The organism is uncultured Pseudokineococcus sp. (genome assembly GCF_947499845.1).
GTDB lineage: Bacteria > Actinomycetota > Actinomycetes > Actinomycetales > Quadrisphaeraceae > Pseudokineococcus.
On the sequence record NZ_CANMPM010000002.1, the window covers coordinates 123,364 to 143,331 of the forward strand.

Genomic DNA, 19,968 nt, shown 5'->3' on the forward strand with positions numbered 1-19,968 from the left:
GCTCAGCCCGCCGTCCCCGCGCGGCCCGCGCGGACGAGGAGCCAGAGCAGGTACGGCGCCCCGACGACGCCCGTGACGACGCCGACGGGCAGCTGGGGCAGCAGCGGCGCGTGCTGGGCCACGAGGTCGGCGCCGGTCAGGACGACGGCCCCGACGAGCGCCGAGGCGCCGAGGGCCGTGCGGCCCGGGAGGAGGCCCCGGGCGACCGGGCCGGCCACGAGCGCCACGAAGGCGACGGGCCCGGCGGCGGCGGTGGCGACAGCGGCGAGGCCCGCCGCGACCACCACGAGCAGCAGACGCGCGGGGCCGACGCGGAGGCCGAGGCCGGCAGCGGCGTCGTCGCCCACGCCGAGCCCGGCGAGCAGCCGCCCGCACGCGAGGGCGATGGGGACGAGGACGGCGGCGCCGACGGCGAGGGGCACGACGACGCCCCAGTCGGTGCCGTTGAGGCTCCCGGTGATCCAGACGAGCGCCTGCGCGGCCTCGGTGGCGTCGGCGCGCGTGAGGGCGAGGCTGACGACGGCGTTGAGCGCGGCCGCGGCGCCGATGCCGACGAGGACGAAGCGGTAGCCGCTGAGCCGCCCGCGCGTGGCGAGGGCGGAGATGGCGAGCGCCGTGCCGAGCGCGCCCAGGGCGGCGGCGCCCGACACCCCGAGGCCGGGCAGGCCGGCGCCGGAGGCGTCGAGGCCGAGGACCGCGACGACCGCCGCGGCGCTGGCCCCGGCGGAGATGCCGATGACGTCGGGGCTCGCGAGCGGGTTGCGCAGCAGCGCCTGCAGCACGGAGCCGGAGAGGCCGAAGCAGGCGCCCGCCAGGACGGCGGCCAGCGCCCGCGGCAGCCGCAGCTGCAGGACGACGAGCTCGGCGCCGCCGTCGCCCCGGCCGACGAGCGCCCCGAGGACCTGCGCCGGGGAGAGCGGGAAGTCGCCCACCGACAGCGCCACGAGCAGGAGGCCGAGCAGGACGGCGGCCAGCGCGCCCACCACGGCGAGCTCGCGCCGCCGCGCCAGGCCACGGGCCCGGCGGACCGCCCGCCGTGCCGCCCGCACGCGGTCGGGAGACAGGTCGGGCATCGCCGGCACGACGCCGGCGCCGGGAGCGCCCCTGTGCCCGCTCTCGAGCGCCCGCCCGGTCGTCGCGGCGCTCACAGCTCGAGGCTCCCGCGGCGGCGCCGCACGAGGGCCACGAGGACGGGCGCCCCGAGGAGCGCCGCCACGACGCCGACCTGCACCTCGCCCGGCCGGGCGACCACCCGGCCGAGGACGTCGGCGAGGAGCAGCAGCGTGGGCGCGACGAGCGCCGACAGCGGCAGCAGCCACCGGTGCGCGGGGCCGGTGAGCGCGCGGACGAGGTGCGGGACGGCGAGGCCGACGAAGGCGATGGGGCCGGCGAGCGCCGTCGCCCCGCCGCAGAGCAGCACCGCGGCGAGGGCCCCGAGGGCGCGCACCGCCCCGGTGCGCTGGCCGAGCCCGCGGGCGACGTCGTCGCCGAGCTGGAGCGCGTCGAGCGCCGGCGCGAGCAGCAGGGCGAGGAGGACGCCCGCGGCGACGACGGGCAGCACGGCCGCCACGGCGGAGAGGTCCCGGCCGACGAGGGAGCCGACCTGCCAGAAGCGGAACTGGTCGAAGGTGGCGGAGTCCGTGACGAGGACGCCCGTGGTGAGCGACAGCAGCAGGGCGCTGACCGCCGCGCCCGCCAGCGTCAGCTTGACCGGCGTGGCCCCCTCGCGCCCCGTCGCCGCCACGAGGTGCACGACGACGGCGGCCGCTGCGGCCCCGGCCAGCGCGAACCACACGTAGCCGCCCGGGCTCGTGACGCCGAGCACGCTGATCGCGAGGACGACCGCCGTGGCGGCGCCCGCGTTGACGCCGAGGAGCCCCGGGTCGGCGAGGGGGTTGCGCGTGAGCCCCTGCATGACGGCCCCGGCCAGGCCGAGCGCCGTGCCGGCGACGAGGCCGACCACGGTCCGCGGCAGCCGCAGGTCGAGGACGACGAGGTGGTCGGTGCTCGACCGGTCCGGCGCGAGCAGCGCCTCGACGACGACGCCCGGGGAGATGCCGCGGGAGCCCACGGCGAGGCTCAGCAGGGCGGCCGCCACGAGCGCCGCGAGCGCGAGGAGCACCGCCGCGACGAGCACCGGGCGACCGCGCCGCCGACCGGCAGCGGCGGGGACTGCTCCGCGAGCAGAGGCAGGGGTGCCGGCACCGGCCCGCGCCTGCGGCCCGCGTGCGGCGCCCGGCCGGGCCGACGACGGGGCCGGCGCGCTCATGCAGGCGAGCCTAACCTCGTCCGGCGCGGCCGTCGTCACGCGCGAGGCCCGCTCGCCGGCGGCTCAGGCGTCGGCCGGGGGCGCCCCGCCGTCGGGCTCCATCCACAGGACGCCCCAGGCGTGGCCGTCCGGGTCGAGGAACGTCCGGCGATAGACCGACCCGTCGTCCTGCACCGGCTCCGGCCGCGCCCCGCCGGCCGTCTCGGCGCGCGCCACGAGGTCGTCGACGCCCTCGCGGGAGCTCGCGGGCAGGCACACGACGACCTCGCGGGGATCGCCCGGCGAGGCGACGGGCCCGGGCGCGAGGGCGGCGAAGCGCTCGCGCTGCAGGAGGAGCACCACGACCTCGGTGCCGACGACGAGCGTCGCGCTGGCGCCGTCCTCGGGCAGCGGGTCCACCGGGAGGCCGAGGGTGGTGAAGAAGTCCACCGACCGCCCGACGTCCTCGACGGGCAGGTTGACGAAGACGACGGCCACGAGCGGCTCCCCCGGGGCCGCGGCGGCCGGTGCGGCCGCGGGGCGCGACCCCTCGCGCCCCGCAGCCCATCGTCTCGGCGTCGACGCCGTCAAGGCGGCGACGGACCGGGGCCCCGCGGGGCCCCGGTCCGTCGCCCGGTCTCAGGCGGCGGCGAGGCCGTCGACGCGCCGCACCTCGTCGGGCGAGAGGGAGAAGCCGAAGACGTCGGCGTTCGCGGTGATCCGCTCGGGCGTCACCGACTTGGGGATGACGACGACGCCGTGCTCGAGGTGCCAGCGCAGCACGACCTGCTGCGGCGTCACGCCGTGCGCCTGCGCGACCTCGGTGAGGACGGGGTCGCCCAGGTCGGTCTTCTTGAAGGGGCTGTAGCCCTCCACGACGACGCCGCGCTGGCGGCAGTCGTCGAGGAAGCCCTGGTCGTGGAGGGCGGGCGCCCACGGCACCTGGTCGACGGCCGGCGCCTCGCCGCTGGAGCGGACCAGCTCGTCGAGCTGCGCGGTGCTGTAGTTGCTCACGCCGACGTCGCGGGCCTGGCGGTCCGAGCGGGCCGCGAGGAAGTGCTCCCACGTCTGCGGGCTCGCCTCGCCCCCCGGGGGCCAGTGCACGAGCCACAGGTCGACGAAGTCGAGCCCGAGGAGCTCCAGCGAGCGGGACAGCACCTCGCGGGCTCGCGGCGCCTCGTCGGGCGGCATCTTCGTCGTGACGAAGACCTCGTCGCGCGGGACGCCGGACTCGGCGAGCGCCCGGCCCACCTGGTCCTCGTTGCCGTAGCCGGTGGCCGTGTCGATGTGCCGGTAGCCCGCCTCGAGGGCGTGGAGCACCGACCGGTAGCAGTCGTCGCCCTCGGACTGCCAGGTGCCGAGGCCCAGCAGCGGCATCTCGCCACCGCCGGGCAGGGACGCCGTGGGTCCGGGCAGGGACGTCGTCTCCGTCGTCATGCCCCCCACCCTGGCCGCCGCGGCCGCGGCGCGCACCCCCGCCGTCGTGCACGGGACGGAGGGAGGACCGGCACCGGTCCGGTGAGGTGGCCCGGCTCGGTGGCCGGGAGCCCGGGCGACGGCGCCCGGGCGGGAGGTGCGAGGTGGAGCTGAGGGGATTCGAACCCCTGACCCCCTCGTTGCGAACGAGGTGCGCTACCAGCTGCGCCACAGCCCCTTGGAACGTCCGGAACCCTACCAGCGCCGCCGGGGTGGGCGGCACCGGGAACGCCGGGCGTCGCGGGGGCGGCGCCGGTCCGCGGCGCTCAGGCCGAGCGGCGGCGGCGCGACCCGCCCTGGCGGCGCCGGGGCTCGCGCGCTGCCGACTCGCCGACCTCGCCCGAGCCCTCCCGCGCGGGCGCGTGGTCGCGGGGGCTCGCGGCGCCGGGGCCCCGCAGACCGGCGGCGCCGTCGGCGGCGGCTGCGGCCCGCAGGTCCGCGAGCGACGGGAGCAGATCGGTCACGGCCCCGGTGCGGGCCGTGACCGACGCGTCCGCCGCGGCGCCGTCGGCGGGGGTCGCGTCGAGGTCGAGCAGGACGGCGCCGTCGAGAGGGACGGCGTCGTGGAGGAGGAGAACGGCGTCCGCGCGGGTCGCAGGTGCGGCCTCCGACGTCTCCTCCCGGCCGGCCCCTCGGGCGGTCGCTGCTCGTGCGGCGACGGGTCGGCGCGCCCGGCGGCGCCGGGCCCGGGCGCGCAGGGCGGCGACGTCGAGCACCAGCGCGGCGACGGCGGCGGGGGCGGCGACCAGCGGGAGCACGCCGACGACCGCGAGCACGACCACCGCCACGGCGCCGACGGCGACGGTGAGCAGCTGGACGGCGGGTAGCCGGTGGCTGCGCGCGGCCTCCCCCCGTGCGCCGGCCCCGGCACCGCGCGACGACGCGGTCTCCCCCGCGGCACCGGTGCCGTCGGTGCGCTCCCGCGGCTGCGGCACGGTCGCGGGAGCCGTCTGCGGGCGCTCGGCGGGGCCCTCCACGACCTCGCCGCGCACGAGGGCGCCGGCCGCCTCCGGCGCCGAGGAGCCGCGCGCGCCGACGCGCGACTGGTCGAGTTCCGCAGCAGGAGCGGAGGCAGGAGCTGAGGCAGGAGCTGAGGCATGGGCAGGAGCGGCGAGGACCCGACGGGAGCCCGCGCCCGGGGAGCAGCGGGGGCGCGGCACCGTCGAGCGGCGCTCGAGCACGCGGGGGCCGGGGGTCGCGCGGCGCAGCCCCGTGCCCGCGGACCGCAGCGCGAGCGGCTGCTCGCCGACCGCCCCGGGCGCCGCGAGCCCGACCGAGGTGGAGGGCGAGGGAGCAGCGCCGGCCCGCGGGGCCCGCCGGCGCGAGGAGGCGTCGCGGGGGTCGCCGGCGCGGGAGACGTCGGTGCCGGGGCCGTCGACGTGCTCGCCGCGCCCGGCCGCCTGCCACTCGCCCAGCTCGGCCCGGCGCCGGGCCATGCGCGGCACGCCCACGAGGAGCACCGCGAGGACCAGCAGCGCAGCCATCGCCCCACCGTCCACGCAGCGGACGCTAGGAGGCCCGGACCCCCGCGTCCGGGAGGCGCGCCGCCGCGCCCGGCGGCACGGCGGCGCGGCGCCGTCAGGACGTCGTCGCGCGCCCCCCGCGGGCGGCGAGCCACCGGGAGAGCAGGCCGTCCGGCACCTCCTCCGCCGTGAGCGCGAAGGTGCGGTGGTCGCGCCACGCGCCGTCGATGTGGAGGTAGGCCCGGCGCAGCCCCTCGTCGCGGAAGCCGAGCTTCTCGACGACGCGCAGGCTCGCCGCGTTCTCCGGCCGGATGTTGACCTCCACCCGGTGCAGACCCGCGGAGCGGAAGCAGTGGTCGGTCACCATCGCCACCGCCGTCGGGGTGATGCCGCGGCCCGCCACCCGGTGGTCCACCCAGTACCCGATGGTCCCCGAGCGCAGCGACCCCCACGCGATACCCGCCACCGTCAGCTGGCCGACCATCCGCCCCGCGTGCTCGACGACGAAGGGCATCGCCTGCCCGAGGCGCGCCTGCTGGCGCAGCTCGCGCACCATCGCCGGGAAGGACGGCGGGGGCAGCGACCCCGCGGGCGGGGTGGCCTCCCAGGGCGCCAGCCAGGCCGCGTTGACGTCGCGCAGCCGCGCCCACGCGGTGCGGTCCCCCCGCCGCAGCGGCCGCAGCACGACGTCGGACGACCGCAGCTCCACCGGCCAGCCGTTCACCGCGCCCCCGCGGGCCGCTCACCGGCGCCCGACGCCCGGTGATCGCCCGCGGCGCCCGACGCCTGGTGATCGCCTCCGGCGCCCGACGCCTGGTGATCGCCTCCGGCGATCTGGTCGAGCGCGTGCGGCAGCACCTCCGCCAGCACCTCCAGCGCGTCCCGGCAGGCGCCCGGCGAGCCGGGCAGGTTGACGACGAGCGCCCCGCCCGCCGTGCCCGCGAGCCCGCGGGACAGCGACGACGTCGGCACCCCCTTGTCACGGCCCCGGGCGCGCAGCGCCTCGGCGAGGCCGGGCAGCTCGCGGTCCAGCACCGGCGCCGTCTGCTCGGGGGTGAGGTCGCGCGGCGTCAGCCCCGTGCCGCCCGTCGTCAGCACGACGGCGGCCCCGTGGGCCAGGGCCGAGCGCAGGGCCCGGCCGACGGGCTCGCCGTCCTCGACCACCGCGGGGTCGCCCACGGCGAGGCCCATGGCTCGCAGGCCGTCCACGAGCAGCGGGCCGGCCTCGTCGGCGTAGGTCCCGCGCGCGGCGCGGGTGGAGGCGACCACTACCGCCCCGGTGCGGGGGCCGGCGGCCGTGACGGGCGGCCGCGCCTCAGCCACGGGTCCAGCTCCCCGAGCGTCCGCCCGTCTTCGCGGTGACGCGCACGTCGGTGATGACCGCCTCCCGGTCGAGGGCCTTCACCATGTCGACGAGCGCCAGTCCGGCCACGGCCACGCACGTCAGCGCCTCCATCTCCACGCCGGTCCGGTCGGCCGTGCGGACGGTGGCGGTGAGCTCGACGCCCTCGTCGACGACCACCGCGTCGACCTCGACGGCGTGGACGGCCACCGGGTGCGCGAGGGGCACGAGGTCGGGCGTGCGCTTGGCGGCCTGGATGCCCGCGAGGCGGGCCACCGCCAGCGCGTCGCCCTTGGGCACGCCGTCGCCCCGCAGGGCGTCGACGACGGCGCCCGAGCAGCGCACGAGGCCCGCCGCGCTGGCCGTGCGCACGGTGACGTCCTTGGCCGAGACGTCGACCATCCGCGCGCGGCCGCGCTCGTCGAGGTGCGTCAGACCGCTCACGCGGATCCTCCCGGGGGTCAGTGGTCCTGCGGGTCAATGGGTCTACGGGTCAGGGGGCCCTACCGGTCAGGGGGCCCTACCGGTCAGTGACTCTGGGGCTCGTGGCCGGCGGCGACGCCGGCCCCCCTACGGCCGAGGGCTGGCCGCCCCGCTCCAGCAGCATGCACGTCAGCGTCGTCCCCGGCTCGACGGCCACGACGTCCTCGGGCACGACGGCCAGCGCCGTGGCCGTGACGAGGTCGGCGACGAGGTGGCTGCCCGGCCCGCCGATCGCGCCGACGCGGGCGACGCCGTCCTCGCCCCGCTCGAGGCGCACGCGGTACAGCTGGCGCTTGCCGGCCACCGAGGTCCAGCCCCGCTCGACGACCGCCTCGACGACCGGCCGCCCCCGCTCCTCCTCGCCGAGCACCACCCGCAGCAGCGGCCGGACGAACGCCTCGAAGGAGACGTAGGCGCTCACCGGGTTGCCGGGCAGGGTGAGGACGCGCACGGGCCGACCGGCGTCGTCGGCGAGCCACCCGGCGCCCTGAGGGCCGCCGGGCTGCATCGCGACGCGCACGAAGTCGACGGCGCCGTCGGCGGCCAGGGCCTCCTTGACCACCTCGTAGGCGCCCGCGCTGACGCCGCCGGTGGTGAGCACGAGGTCCGCCGTCGCGAGCTCGGCGCGCAGGACGGCGAGCAGGCGCGCGGGGTCGTCCTCGACGGCGCGCACCCGCCGCGCGAGCGCGCCGGCCTCGCGGCAGGCCGCGACGAGAGCGGTCGAGTTCGAGTCGTGGATCTGCCCGGGTCCGAGCGGCTCCCCCGGCTCGACGACCTCGCTGCCGGTGGAGAGCACGAGGACGCGCGGCCTCGGGTGCACGAGGACGTCGGCGCGTCCGAGCGACGCGAGCAGCCCGAGGTGGCGCGGCGACAGGCGCTCCCCTGGGCGCAGCACCCGCTCGCCGGCGGCGACGTCCTCCCCCGCGCGGCGCACGTTGCGACCGGCCGCGACGGGGCGGCGGACGGCCACCCGGGCCGGCGGCGGGCCCGTCTGCGCGGCGTCGGTCCACTCGACCTGCACGACGGCGACGTCGGCCGTCGCGGCCGGGTCCTCGGCCACGGGCACGGGGGCGCCCGTCATCACCCGGACGGCCGCTCCCGGGCGCAGCCGCGGCACGTCCGCCGCCCCGGCCGGGACGTCCCCGACGACGTCGAGCACCGCCGGGGACCCCTCGCCGGCGCCGGCGACGTCGGGCGCGAGGACGGCGTAGCCGTCCATCGAGGAGCCGTCGAAGCGCGGGAGCGGCTCGGCGGCGACGACGTCCTCGGCGAGCACGAGGTCGAGCGCCTCGAGCAGGGGCAGGCGCCGCGCGGGCAGCGGACCGGCCCCCTCGAGCACGACGGCGAGGTGCTCCTCCAGCGACCGCGCCCCCGCGCCGGGCGCGCGACCGCCGCCACCCGGGGTGGCCGCCGGGCCCGTCGGGGCGGTCACGGGGCCCGGCCGGCTCAGGAGCCCTGGGCCGGGGCGGCCGTGAGCTCGTCGACGCTGTCCCGCAGCCACTCGCGCAGCTCGGGGCCCAGGTCCTCGCGCTCGCAGGCCAGGCGGACCACGGCCTTGATGTAGTCGAGCTTGTCGCCGGTGTCGTAGCGGCGGCCGCGGAAGACGACGCCGTGGACGCCACCGCCCTCCTCGACGGGCATGCCCGCGAGGGTCTGCAGCGCGTCGGTGAGCTGGATCTCGCCGCCCTTGCCCGGGGGCGTGCGTTCGAGCACGTCGAAGACGGCCGGGTGGAGCACGTAGCGCCCGATGATGGCGAGGTTGGAGGGCGCGTCCTCGACGGCCGGCTTCTCGACCATGCCGGTGATCTTGACGACGTCCTCCTCGAGGGCGTCGGACGCCGCGTCGTCGAGGGTGGCGCAGCCGTAGAGGTGGACCTGGTCGCGGGGCACCTCGAGCAGGGCCACGACGCTGCCGCCGACGCGCTCCTGCAGCGCCGTCATCGTCGTGAGCAGCGGGTCGCGCGGGTCGATGAGGTCGTCGCCGAGGAGGACGGCGAAGGGCTCGTCGCCGACGTGCGCCTTCGCCACGTGGACGGCGTGGCCGAGGCCCCGCGGGTCGCCCTGGCGGACGTAGTGGACCTGCGCCAGGTCGGTCGAGGAGCGGACCTTGTCGAGCTTGGAGTCGTCGCCCTTGGCCTCCAGGCCCGCCTCGAGCTCGACGTTGCGGTCGAAGTGGTCCTCCAGCGCGCGCTTGCCGCGCCCGGTGACCATGAGCACGTCCTCGAGCCCGGCCGCGACGGCCTCCCGCACCACGTACTCGATGGCCGGGACGTCGACGACGGGCAGCATCTCCTTCGGCGACGCCTTCGTGGCGGGGAGGAAGCGGGTGCCCTGCCCCGCCGCGGGGATGACGGCCTTGTGGATGCTCATGCGGCGCAGGCTAGCGGCGCCCCCCCGACGCCGGGCGCTCCGCTGCTCCACCCGCGCGGGAGCACCGTCCGGGGGGGTGGCCCGGCGGCCGTCGCTCCCGCACACTCCGGACGTGGGCGGAGAGCGCGCGGGGGGCCGGGCCGGGACCGACCGGGGCGGGATGGACCGGGGCGGGGCGGACGCGACCGGGTGGGCGGCCGACGGGCCGGGGGCGGCCGAGCCCACCAAGGCGGAGATCCGCCGCGCCGTCCTCGCGCGACGCCGTCAGCGCCCCGCCGAGGAGCGGGTCGACTTGGCGGTGCGCCTGCGCGACGTCGTCCTCGGCACGGGCCTGCTGCCCCACGAGGGCGGCACGGTCGCCTGCTACGCCTCCCGGGGCGGCGAGCCCGGCACGGCGGCGCTCGTGCGGGCGCTCGCGGCCCGCGGCACCACGGTGCTCCTGCCCCACACCCACGACGGCTCCGACGGCCGCGGCACGCGGCTCGGCTGGGGCCGCGCGCCCGGCACGGCCCCGGGCTCCGCGCCCGGTCGCCCGGGCGCCGGCGACGAGGCGCCCCTGGTGCCCGGCCCCGACCTCGGCCCCGGGGCTCTGCAGGCGGCCGACGTCGTCCTCGTCCCCGCCCTCGCCGTCGACACGGCGGGCCGCCGCCTCGGCAAGGGGGGCGGGTACTACGACCGGGCGCTCGGCGAGCTGCGCGACCACCGCGGCTGGCTGCCGCCGGTCGTCGCGCTCGTCCACGACGACGAGGTGCTCGACGCCGCCGTGGAGCCCGTGCCGGCGGAGGCGCACGACGTCCGCGTCAGCCACGTCGCCACGCCGGGCCGCTGGATGCGCGTCGACGGGTAGCCGGCGGGTGGTCGACGGCGCCGCCGGGCCGGCGCCGCGCCCGCCGTCCGCCCGGCGTCAGCCCGCGGACGTCGAGCGGGGCGTGAGGACCAGCTCGTCGCGGGCGGCGTCCTCGACGGCGCCCGGCGTCGAGGGCCACGGGAAGGTGCGGCCCTCCGCCCACGCGCCGAGCTGGTCGGTGGCGTGGCCGCTCCAGGGGTGCTCGCTGACGCCCGCGAGGTCGAGCCAGCGGGAGGCGTCGAGGTCGGCGAGGTCCACGACCATGCGCATCGAGGGCACCGCCGTCACGCCGTAGCCCTCGCGGGCGTCCCAGGAGGTGGCGTCGACGAGCGAGGTGCTGCCGCCGAGGTCGACGGGGCCGGCCGTCCACAGCGCGCGCACGGGCGCCGGCACCGACTCGTCGCCCAGCACGTCCTGGCGGAGCACGAGGCGGTGCAGGCGGCCCCACTCCCAGTCCTGCGGGTCGGCCCCGAGGGTCGCGGTGAGCTCCAGGCGCGCCTGCTGCAGCGCGCGGCCGAGCACCTGGTCGCGGGTCTCGACGACGGCCGGCGTCGTCGCGTCGTCCCACCAGGGGCTCTCCGGGTCCTCGAGGAGCTGGCCGACGACGGTGAACCAGCGGCTCCCGCCCCGCGGCTGCGCCGTCTCGGGCAGCTGGTCAGCGAAGGTGAGGCGCAGGAGCGTCGACCAGACGGCGTTGTAGTACGCCGCGGGGGCGCTGTCGGCCGTGGTCGTGCCGTCCCAGCCGCGCAGCAGCTCGACCGCCTCGCGGGTGAAGGCCCGGCGCTCCGGGCTGGAGCCCGGGTCCTGGGGCAGCGGCGCGTCGAGCAGGTACGGGACGAGGACCTCCGCGAAGGGGTCCACCCGGTCGGTCTGCAGGGCCTCCACGTCGTCGGCCGTGACGGGACGGCCCGCCGCCACCTGCTCCTCGAGGACCTCGCGGATGCGCTGGGCGCGGTGGCCCATGTCCGGGTCGGCGGTGAGGAAGGGGTCGAAGGCGTCGGTGATGCGCTGGTTGGCGCTGACGACGAGCCCGTCCGGGGGGTCGAGGACGGACGGCATGTCCGCGAAGGGCACGGCGCCGACCCAGTCGTAGTCGGGGTCCCAGCCGGGGCGGGGCCACGTGCCGGTGCCCTGCCCGAGGCCGGCGCCCGGCTGGCGAAGGGGCACGACCCCGGAGGCCTGGTACCCGATGCTGCCGCTCGTGTCGGCGTAGACGATGTTCTGGCCCGGCACGACGAAGAGGGAGGCGGCCTCCCGGACGTCGTCCCAGTCCTGCGCCGCGTCGAGCGCGAAGACGGCGTCCATCGTGCGACCGGGCTGCAGCGCGGTCCACGACAGCGCGACGGCGTAGCCGTCGGAGCCGGCGGGCGGGGCGTCCTCGGGCACCGGCGCGGCCCGCCCGGCGGCGGCCAGCTCGGGCACGACGTCGGACAGCAGCGGCCCGTGGCCGGAGCTGCGCACCTGGATGGCCACGTCCTCGCCGCCGGCGACGCGGATGGTCTCGGTGCGGGTGGTGAGGGGGACCTGCTCGCCCGCGCGGAGGGCAGCGCCGTCCCGGACGCGCTCGAGGTAGAGGTCGGTGACGTCCGAGCCGGTGTTCGTGAACCCCCACGCGACGTCGGCGGTGTGGCCGATGACGACGCCGGGCATCCCCGCGAAGGAGAAGCCGCTGACGTCGAAGGGGCAGTCCGCGTCCACCTCGGTGCAGTGCAGCCCGACCTGCGACCAGGTGCTGGGGAAGCTCGCGGCGAGGTGGGGGTCGTTCGCGAGCAGCGGCTCGCCCGAGGCGGTGTGCTCGCCCGAGACCGCCCACGCGTTCGAGCCGATGCCCCCGGTGGCGCCGGAGCCGTCTCCGAGGAGGTCGGGCACGGCGGCGAGCGCCCGGTCGGCGCCCGCGACGGGGTCGGCAGGGTCGGCGAGGGCGGCCACGACGCCGGCGAGCACCTCGTCGTCCGCATCGCCGCCGGACGCCGCTGCGCCACGGGTCGCCGTGGCGGCGTCCGACGTCGTGGCGGCCGCGGGCGCGAGGGAGCCCACCGCCCCCACCACGGGCTCGCCGACCGAGGCCGACGGCGGCGGGAAGAGCTGCTCGACGAGGCCGACGTCGCCCACGGCGCCGTACGCCGCGGCGCGGGCCAGCTCGTCGGAGTAGTTGGCGCGCAGCGACCAGGCCATGGCCTTGAGCCACGCGAGGGAGTCGACGGGCGTCCACTCCTCGACGGGCCCGAGGTCCACGCGCGTGCCCAGCGCCGTGTACGCGGCCGAGAGCTCGCTGGGCGAGCGCCCGCCCGTGTAGGCGTTGACGCCGTCCGCGTAGGCCTCGAGGTAGGCGCGGGTCTCCGGGGCCAGGAGGGGCAGCTCGGCCTCGGCGACGCGCCGCCAGCCCATGGTGCGGACGACGGCGTCGGCCTCCACGGCGCCCGGGGCGTCCCCCACGAGCTCGGCGAGGCGGCCCGCCGTCACGTGGCGGCGGAAGTCCATCTGGAAGAAGCGGTCCTGGGCGTGGACGTACCCCTGCGCGAAGAAGAGGTCCTCGGGGTCCTCGGCGTAGACCTGGGGCACGCCGCGCGCGTCGCGCAGCACGCGCACCTGGGCGCCGAGGCCCGGGACGGCCACCTCGCCGGAGGTGTCGGGCAGCGGGCGGCGGAGCAGGACGACGACGGCCGTGACCGCGACGAGCGCCACCACGAGCACCACGGCGAGGGCGACGACGCCGGCGGATCGTGGTCGGGGCACGCGGCGAGGGTAGCCGCCGCCCCGCGACGGCCCCCGCTCCCGGACGCCCGCGCCCGGCGGCGGGTCGACCGTGGTGGGGCGGGCGCGCGCGGGTCGGCCGGGCGGGTCGGCCGTGGCGGGTCGGCCGTGGCCGGGCGGCGCGGAGCACCCACGCGCCCGGGGCGAGTAGCCTTGGCACTCGCGGCGGCCGAGTGCCAGCCGCCGGCGGTCCCCCGGGCCCGCCCGCTCCGAGCTCCGCCCACCGCCGCCCGTCGGCGCGACCCCGTGGAGGCCCCGTGCCCGTCTACGCCTACCGCTGCACCGAGTGCGGCACCCCGCTCGAGGTGCAGCAGTCCTTCAGCGACCCCAGCCTCACCGAGTGCCCCACCTGCTCGGGGCGCCTGCGCAAGGTCTTCAGCACGGTGGGCATCGTCTTCAAGGGGTCCGGCTTCTACCGCAACGACTCCCGCACCGGCACGGGCAGCGGCGGGTCCGGCGGCGCGGCGAGCGGTGGCAGCGGGTCCGGGAGCGCCTCGGGCAGCGGGTCCGGGAGCAGCGGCACGTCCGAGGGCGGCTCCGGCAGCAGCGCGTCGACCACGACGGCGGGCTCCGGCTCCTCCGGCGGCGCGGGCTCGTCGAGCCCGTCCGGCGGCTCGAGCTCCTCCGCCGGCTCCGCCGCCTGACTCGGAGGCCCGGGCGCGTCGCGGTCCTGCGCACAGCCGGCGTCGTCCGGGCGCCCGTCCACAGCCCGCCCCTGACGGGGCCGCCGGTGCCGCCGCGCTCCTAGCGTCCCGGTGTGGCCACCCCCCGCTCCGACCGCGCGCGAGCCCTGCGCGCCGAGCGCCGTCGGCCCGGGGCGCCGTCGAGGTGGTCGCGGCACCGGCGCGGGAATCCCGTCGGGGGCTCCGTGCGGGAGGCGCTGGCGGCCCGGCTGCCGCAGTGGTCGGGGCGCCGCCTCGTCGCGGCCCTCCTGCTCGCCGCCGCGGCGGGCACCGCGGTGCAGGCCCTGCAGCCGGCGCCGGCGGTGGAGGACGGCACGGTCGTCGTCCTCACGGCCGACGCGCCCGCCGGGCACGTCCTGCGGGCGACCGACGTGCGCGCCGCCCCGGCCCCGCCCGGGCTCGTGCCCCGCGGCGCCGCCGCGTCGACCGCCGCGGCCGTCGGACGCCGCCTGGCCTCCCCCGCCCGCGAGGGCGAGGTCGTCACCGACGCCCGCCTCGCCGGCCCCGGGCTGCTCGCCGGGGCCCGCGCCGGGGACGTGGCGGTCGGCCTGCCGCTCCCCGCGGCCTCGAGCGAGCTCGTCGCGCCCGGCGACGCCGTCCTCGTCCTCGCCGCCCCCGCCGACCCCCTGCTCAGCGACCCGTCGGCAGCCACCGCCCCCGGCGCCGCCGTCGTCGCGGAGCGCGCCGTCGTCCTGCGGGTGCCCGAGCGCGGCGGCGACGGCGCGCTCGGTCCGCTCGGCGGCGCGGACCCGGCGGGCGGTGTCGTCGTCCTGGCGCTGGGCCGCGACGAGGCCCGGGGCGTGGCCGCGGCCGTCGCCGCCGGGAGCGGCGTGCAGCTCGCCCTGCTGCCCGACCGGTGACGCCGCGCCCGTGCCCCTGCCCGTGGTCCCGCCCGCGCCCCCGAGCCCTGCCCCGAGCCCTGCCCGCGAGTCGCGTCCCGGGACGCGTCCTGCGCGGACGCCCCCCGGAGCGGTGCCCGGAGTGCGAGGGTTCGCAGCGTCCGCCGTCCGGCGGGCGGTCCGGACGGCGCCGGCCGGGCGGGCGAGGACGGCGGGCCGGGCCCGCCCCCACCGAGGAGGGCACGTGCTCAGCGGCTTCAAGGACTTCATCCTGCGCGGCAACGTCATCGACCTGGCCATCGCGGTCGTCATCGGCGCCGCCTTCACGGCCATCGTCACGGCCATCAGCACGGACGTGTTCGGCAACCTCATCGCCGCGATCTTCGACGCCGAGGACATCGGGACGCTGGGGGTGGACATCCCGAGCCGGACCGGCGACGGCGCCACCACCATCGTCTTCGGGACGACGATCGCCGCGCTCCTCAACTTCCTCATCGTCGCGGCGGTGCTGTACTTCCTCGTCGTCGTCCCGATGAACCGCCTGCTCGCCCTGCGCAAGCAGGGCGCGGAGCCCGACGTCGCCGCTCCGAGCGAGGACATCCTGCTGCTGCAGGAGATCCGCGACCTCCTCGCCGCCCAGCGGGCCGCGAGCGCTGCCGGTGGGGACGGCGACGCCGCGGACGGCGCGGGCCCGGCCGGTCAGCGGGGCCCCGAGCTCCCCTGAGGCCCCGGCGCGGCCCGGCCGGCGGCTCCTCCTCGCGGGGCGCCCGGGCGACGCCGCTCCCGCACCGAGGAGGACGACGAGCGCCGCCCGCGTGCCCGTCGCCGGCGGGCTCACCAGTGCGGCGGCCGCTCCCGCAGGTAGCGCTCGTCGTCCTCCTCGTCGGCGCGCTCGCCCCAGGCCTCGGGACGGTCCTCGGCCGCCCGGTCGGGCAGCACGGGCGGCTCGCCCGCGCCGCGCCCCCCACCGGCCGGGCCCCGCGCCCCCCGGGGCCCGCGCGGCGAGGCCGCCTCGCCCGTCGCGGCCTCCCCGCCCGCCGTCGCGCGCTGGCCCGTCGTCGCGCGCTGGCCCGTCGTCGCGTCCGGGCCCGTCGTCGCGCGGGGCCGCCGCCCGTCGTCGCCCCCGTCCGTCCGGCCCGAGCCGCCCCGCGTCACCGGGGCGCTCCCGCTCCGGGGCGCCGCGCCGCCGCGAGGACGTCCGCCACCTCGCGCGCGGGGTCCACGAGGAGGCCGAGGGAGGCCACGTGCGCCACGGCCCAGCCCTGGCGGCGCAGCGCCGCCGCCTCGGCGACCCGCCGCACGGGGTCCGCGGCCGTCGGGCCGGTCTCCGGCCCGGGCGGGCGCACGTCCGGCAGGACGGCCGCGCAGCGCCCGTCGCGCAGGCGGACCGACAGGTCGGGGTCCCCCGGCCGCTCCGCGGCGCGCACGTGGGCCCCGGCCTCCCCCAGGCGCTCCACGAGCGCGGCGACCAGCGGGTCGGCGCCCCCGTCGTCGGCGCCGGTGCCGGCGCCGGTGTCGGCGTCGGCGCCGGTCGGGGCGGCCAGGCGCGCGTGCGCCCCGAGGGCGCGCGCGGCGTCGTCGCCCGGCGGCAGGAGGTCCTCCGGCGCCACGTCCGGCGGAGCGGCGTCCACGACCCCCGAGGGCCCTGCCGGCCCCTCCGCGGCGCCGCCTCCGGCGCCGCTGCCCGGGGCCGTGCCGGGACCGTCCGCCGAGGGGTGAGCGGCGCGGTGCCGCTCGTCCGCGTCCTCGACCGCGACGAGGAGGGCGCGCAGCGCCCGAGCGCCCGGTGTGCGCAGCCGGTCGGGGGCGAGGTCCTCCGCCGCGAGGCACGTGACCACGACGAGCCGCCGCCGGGCTCCCGCCACGGCGTCGGCCAGCGCGGCGGCGCCCCCTGCGGCGTCGAGGGGCCCGAAGGCCCCGGGCACCCGCCCGCGCTCCGTCGGCGCGAACGCCCCGGACAGGACGACGACGTCGCGGACGCAGCCCTGCGCGCGCCCCACGTCGGTGACGACGAGCGGCTCGTCGCTCCGCGCCGAGCGCGCGACCGCGGCGGCGAGCGCGGCGTCGGCGGCCACGGCCGCCCGCAGGGCGTCGGCGACGCGACGGGCGTGCCCGCGGGTGACGGCGACGACGGCGAGCGAGCGCTCGGGGTCCTCCCGCAGGTGGCCGACGGCCGTCTCGACGACGGCGTCCACCTCGACGTCGAGCGAGTGCACGACGCCCTCGGCGGAGGCCCGGCCGCGGCCGTCCACCCGGCGCAGCACGACCGGCCAGGCCCCGGGCGGCGCGGGCACGGCGTCGTCCCACCCGGTCGCCGGGTCCCCGTCCGGGGAGGCGCTGCCGGTGGACTCGACGCCCGTGGAGGCGCTGCCCGACGGGGTGCCGCCCGACGCGGCGCCCGGCTCCCCGGTGGCGGGCTCGAGGGCCTCGGCGCGCACGGCGGCGACGACGGGCCCGAGCTGGCGCGGCAGCCGGTGCGAGCGCCCGAGGGAGCGCTCCTCCAGCAGGCCGGCGGTGGCGGCCAGGAGGCTCGTCGGCGCCCCCTCCCCCGGGTGCTCGGGAGCCGGCGCGCCGACGACGGCCGACGACGGGGGCGGGCCGGCCGGGTCGCCGACGACGAGCACCTGCGCCCCGCGCGCCAGGGCGAGCGCCCCCTCGGGCACCCCGGCGGCGTGCGCGTCGAGCAGGACGACGAGGTCGACGGCCCCCTGGGCGGCGGGGCCGAGGACCGCGGGCAGGGCCAGGAGGCTGGCGGCGTCGACCGCACCCACCGCCCCGGCGGTCGCCAGGAGGTCGGCGGCCTCGCGCCGTCGACGCGCCGCCGTCCCGGCGACGAGCTGCTCGCGGGCGGCGGCGGCGCTCGCGGGCCGCAGGTCGTCGAGGACGCCCCGGCGCCCGGCCTCCGCGAGCGCGGAGGCGCGGACGACGAGCTCGGCCTCGGCGGCGGCGTCGTCCTCGTCGACGCCCCTGCGCCCGTCGGCGCCCCTCGGCCCCCCGTGGTGGTGGGCGGCGGCGCGGTCGCGGAGGTCCTCGACGAGGCCGCCGAGGCCGAGCTCGCCGAGCCGGACGAGCACGTCGACGCGCGCCGGCAGGTCACCGCGGGCGTCGTCGTCGTCGGCCATGGCCCACAGGCGCCCGGTGAGGGAGGACAGGTCGGCGTCGCGCAGGCCGGCCCCCGCGCGCGTGCCGCGCAGCACCGGCTCGAGCCGGTCGAGCTCCGCGACGACGTCGGCGAGCGCCCGCTGCGCCTCGGCGATGCCGTGCGGGACGTGGGGGCGGCCGCCGTCCTCGGCCGCGGCCGACCACGCCCGCCGCTCGGCGTCGGCCCGGCGCAGCGACGTGCGCAGGTCCGCCGGGCGGGCTCCCGGGCGCACCACCTCGGCCACGACCTTCTGCGCCGTGCGGCGCGTGCGCCAGGTCGCGTCCTGGCCGAGGGCGCGCACGAGCTCGCCGAGGGGGCGCTCGTAGACGCCCGGCGAGAAGTCCTCGAGGGTGCCCCGGACGTCGACGAGGAGCCGCAGCCGCTGCTCCACCTCCGCGGCGGTGGCCGGGCGCCGCAGGCCCGTGCGCTCCCCCAGCGCGTCGAGGTGCTCGGCGAGCCGGGGCAGGCGGGTGCCCGCCAGCTCCTCGGCCCGGCGGCGGGCGACGCGGGCCTCCTCGCCCGAGCCGAGCGCGGCGCCCGCCCACGGGCTGGAGGCGAGCTCGGGGCGGAAGGCGCCGAGGCGGGCCGCCTCGCGCGCGTGCCCGACGACGCGCCCGAGGCCCTCGGCCGCCGTCGCGCGCACGCCGTCCGCGTCGAGGCGCACCGCGCTGCGCGGCGGCCGGGGGGCCCGCGCGAGCCGCACGAGGGCGTGGGCTCCGGCGAGGACGCCCGCGTCGAGGCCGTCGCCGGCCGGGACGTCGAGGGCGCGGGCGCCCGCGCGCAGGCGGGCGGCGGCCGCGTCGGGGCCCGCCCCCTCCTGCGCGCCGACGTCCCCGGCGTCCCCGGCGTCCCCGGCCGGCTGGGGCGCTCCGGGACGGGCGGCGGGCTCGCCCGCGAGGTCGCCGAGGCCCGTGGCGGCGAGACGGGCGAGGACGTCGTGCGCCTCGCCCGTCCCCGGGGCGACGACGAGGCAGCGGCGGCCGGCGCCGACGGCGGAGGCGACCGCTTGCGCGGCCAGCTGGGTGGCGCCCGACCCCGGGCCGGCCAGGACGCGCAGGGAGCGACCCGCGGCCAGGGCGTCGTGCGCGGCGGCCTGGCCCTCGTCCAGGTCGAGGACGCGCCAGCGCGCGACGTCGCCCCAGCCGGGCGCGGCCGGCGGCGGGCCGGCGGGCCGGTCGACGGCGGCCCCCGCCGTCACCGCGGCGAGCCCGGCGACGAGAGGGCCGACGCGCTCGTCGGGCCGCGCCGCCAGGTGCTCGGCGTCGGCGGCGAGCGGTCCCGCGAGCTCGGGGTAGACGCCCACGAGGGTCCGCTCCGCGAGCTCCAGGCCGGGGACGTCCGCCAGCTGCTCGCCGAGGGCGCGCAGGGCCCGGCGGTGGGGGTCCCCGCGGCCGTCCTCGAAGGGGGCGAGGACGGCGCCCGCGTCGAGGCCGTGCCCGCGGCGGGCGAGCGCGTCGACGAGCTCGGGGTTGACCCGCACCTCGGGCCGCAGGTCGAGCTCCTCGTCGAGGACGCCGGTGCCCCGGGGCTGCAGGACGAGGCGCTGCAGGAGGGCGGGGGCGTGGACCTCCGCCGCCGTCGCGCGACCGGCGGCGGGAGCCGACCAGCGCACCAGCCCGACGGCGAGCGCGCAGGCGGGGACGCCGTGCTGGTCGGCGACCTCCTGCGCCGACGCGCGCAGGGCGCGCACCCGCTCGCGGGCACCCTCGTGGGAGCCCCGCTCGCGGAAGAGGCTGGACAGCCGGGTCGGGCGGCCGGCCCAGAAGGCGGCGAGGCCGGAGGGGTGCGCGCCGCCGAGGTCGAGCGGGGGCACGAGGACGTCCGCGGCGGTGCGGTCGTCCACGAGGACCCCTCGGCCGCCCGTGCGCGCCAGCGCGCGCGACCACGTGGCGACGACGTCCGCGACGGGCGCCCGCGGCGTCTCCGGCTCGGGCGGCGCCACGGGCCGGGCCGCGGCGGGCGGTGCCGGCGGCGCGGGCGCGGCGCCGGGGCGCTCGTCGGCGGGCTCCTCGGGCCGGGGGGCCGGCCCGCGGCGCAGCAGCGCGCGCAGGCGAGAGCCGTGCCGCGGGGACCGGGAGGCGCGGGTCGGGTCGGGCACGCGCGCACGCTAGCCGAGCAGGGGCGCCCTCCCGTCGCCCCGGGCCGGGGCGGGGGCGGACGCACGAGCGCCCCGCGTCGGTCGGACGCGGGGCGCTCGTGGGCTCCCCCCGGGCGGGAGGAGCAGGTGGTTGGAGGCAGTGCCCACCGCGCAGGGGGGGCCAGCGGTGGGCACTGCAGGCGCAAGGATGGACAGGCGCCGTTCAACCGTCAACTTCCTCGGC

17 protein-coding genes and 1 tRNA gene are annotated in these 19,968 nt (G+C 80.1%); 4 read left to right on the plus strand and 14 right to left on the minus strand.

Annotated elements, in window-relative coordinates; translation table 11 throughout:
• Positions 1-2: 2 nt before the first annotated feature.
• The 11 genes from Q0789_RS02580 to galU form a co-directional block, all read right to left on the minus strand.
• On the minus strand, positions 3-1,148 hold the full coding sequence (locus Q0789_RS02580) for an iron chelate uptake ABC transporter family permease subunit (RefSeq protein ID WP_298801820.1): 1,146 nt from the start codon (positions 1,146-1,148) through the stop codon (positions 3-5).
• On the minus strand, positions 1,145-2,269 hold the full coding sequence (locus Q0789_RS02585; protein ID WP_363326140.1) for an iron chelate uptake ABC transporter family permease subunit: 1,125 nt from the start codon (positions 2,267-2,269) through the stop codon (positions 1,145-1,147). Before Q0789_RS02585 ends, Q0789_RS02580 begins: the two co-directional genes overlap by 4 nt.
• A 63-nt stretch (positions 2,270-2,332) precedes the next feature.
• Positions 2,333-2,746: a VOC family protein gene (locus Q0789_RS02590; protein ID WP_298801824.1), complete on the minus strand. Its 414-nt coding sequence runs from the start codon at positions 2,744-2,746 to the stop codon at positions 2,333-2,335.
• Positions 2,747-2,887: 141 nt separating this feature from the next.
• Positions 2,888-3,685: an aldo/keto reductase gene (locus tag Q0789_RS02595; protein WP_298801826.1), complete on the minus strand. Its 798-nt coding sequence runs from the start codon at positions 3,683-3,685 to the stop codon at positions 2,888-2,890.
• A 144-nt stretch (positions 3,686-3,829) separates the two neighbouring features.
• A tRNA-Ala gene (locus tag Q0789_RS02600) sits at positions 3,830-3,902 on the minus strand.
• Between the two features lie 88 nt (positions 3,903-3,990).
• Positions 3,991-5,208 carry a hypothetical protein gene (locus Q0789_RS02605; protein WP_298801828.1) on the minus strand — a complete coding sequence of 406 codons (1,218 nt, stop codon included), beginning with the start codon at positions 5,206-5,208 and terminating at the stop codon, positions 3,991-3,993.
• 94 nt (positions 5,209-5,302) lie between these two features.
• Positions 5,303-5,896, minus strand: a complete 594-nt coding sequence (locus tag Q0789_RS02610) for a GNAT family protein (RefSeq protein WP_298801830.1) — start codon at positions 5,894-5,896, stop codon at positions 5,303-5,305.
• Between the two features lie 11 nt (positions 5,897-5,907).
• Positions 5,908-6,510, minus strand: coding sequence for a MogA/MoaB family molybdenum cofactor biosynthesis protein (locus Q0789_RS02615; protein WP_298801832.1), 603 nt, complete (start codon positions 6,508-6,510; stop codon positions 5,908-5,910).
• The gene (gene moaC / locus Q0789_RS02620) at positions 6,503-6,931 is read right to left on the minus strand and encodes a cyclic pyranopterin monophosphate synthase MoaC (RefSeq protein WP_171203906.1); all 429 of its coding nucleotides are present in this window, start codon (positions 6,929-6,931) and stop codon (positions 6,503-6,505) included. Before moaC ends, Q0789_RS02615 begins: the two co-directional genes overlap by 8 nt.
• A 118-nt stretch (positions 6,932-7,049) precedes the next feature.
• Positions 7,050-8,444 carry a gephyrin-like molybdotransferase Glp gene (gene glp / locus Q0789_RS02625; RefSeq protein WP_298801836.1) on the minus strand — a complete coding sequence of 465 codons (1,395 nt, stop codon included), beginning with the start codon at positions 8,442-8,444 and terminating at the stop codon, positions 7,050-7,052.
• 14 nt (positions 8,445-8,458) lie between these two features.
• Entirely contained in the window at positions 8,459-9,382 is a 924-nt protein-coding gene (gene galU / locus Q0789_RS02630) for a UTP--glucose-1-phosphate uridylyltransferase GalU (RefSeq protein WP_298801838.1), read from the minus strand.
• A gap of 112 nt (positions 9,383-9,494) precedes the next feature.
• On the opposite strand from galU, the gene Q0789_RS02635 reads away from it, so the two are divergent.
• Positions 9,495-10,229, plus strand: a complete 735-nt coding sequence (locus Q0789_RS02635; protein ID WP_298801840.1) for a 5-formyltetrahydrofolate cyclo-ligase — start codon at positions 9,495-9,497, stop codon at positions 10,227-10,229.
• A 57-nt stretch (positions 10,230-10,286) separates the two neighbouring features.
• Here the strand turns inward: Q0789_RS02635 and Q0789_RS02640 are convergent, their stop codons facing one another.
• Positions 10,287-12,965, minus strand: coding sequence for a penicillin acylase family protein (locus Q0789_RS02640; protein ID WP_298801842.1), 2,679 nt, complete (start codon positions 12,963-12,965; stop codon positions 10,287-10,289).
• Positions 12,966-13,240: 275 nt separating this feature from the next.
• Between Q0789_RS02640 and Q0789_RS02645 the strand changes: the two genes are divergently transcribed.
• The 3 genes from Q0789_RS02645 to mscL all read left to right on the plus strand — a co-directional run bounded on the left by Q0789_RS02645 (position 13,241) and on the right by mscL (position 15,229).
• The gene (locus Q0789_RS02645; RefSeq protein ID WP_298801844.1) at positions 13,241-13,627 is read left to right on the plus strand and encodes an FmdB family zinc ribbon protein; all 387 of its coding nucleotides are present in this window, start codon (positions 13,241-13,243) and stop codon (positions 13,625-13,627) included.
• A 113-nt stretch (positions 13,628-13,740) separates the two neighbouring features.
• The gene (locus Q0789_RS02650) at positions 13,741-14,526 is read left to right on the plus strand and encodes an SAF domain-containing protein (protein ID WP_298801846.1); all 786 of its coding nucleotides are present in this window, start codon (positions 13,741-13,743) and stop codon (positions 14,524-14,526) included.
• A gap of 223 nt (positions 14,527-14,749) precedes the next feature.
• Positions 14,750-15,229 carry a large conductance mechanosensitive channel protein MscL gene (mscL, locus tag Q0789_RS02655; protein WP_298801848.1) on the plus strand — a complete coding sequence of 160 codons (480 nt, stop codon included), beginning with the start codon at positions 14,750-14,752 and terminating at the stop codon, positions 15,227-15,229.
• 110 nt (positions 15,230-15,339) lie between these two features.
• Here mscL and Q0789_RS02660 read toward each other — a convergent pair whose 3' ends face one another.
• Both Q0789_RS02660 and Q0789_RS02665 read right to left on the minus strand, forming a co-directional pair.
• The gene (locus Q0789_RS02660) at positions 15,340-15,660 is read right to left on the minus strand and encodes a hypothetical protein (protein WP_298801850.1); all 321 of its coding nucleotides are present in this window, start codon (positions 15,658-15,660) and stop codon (positions 15,340-15,342) included.
• On the minus strand, positions 15,657-19,745 hold the full coding sequence (locus Q0789_RS02665) for a hypothetical protein (RefSeq protein ID WP_298801852.1): 4,089 nt from the start codon (positions 19,743-19,745) through the stop codon (positions 15,657-15,659). Before Q0789_RS02665 ends, Q0789_RS02660 begins: the two co-directional genes overlap by 4 nt.
• Positions 19,746-19,968: the final 223 nt, after the last annotated feature.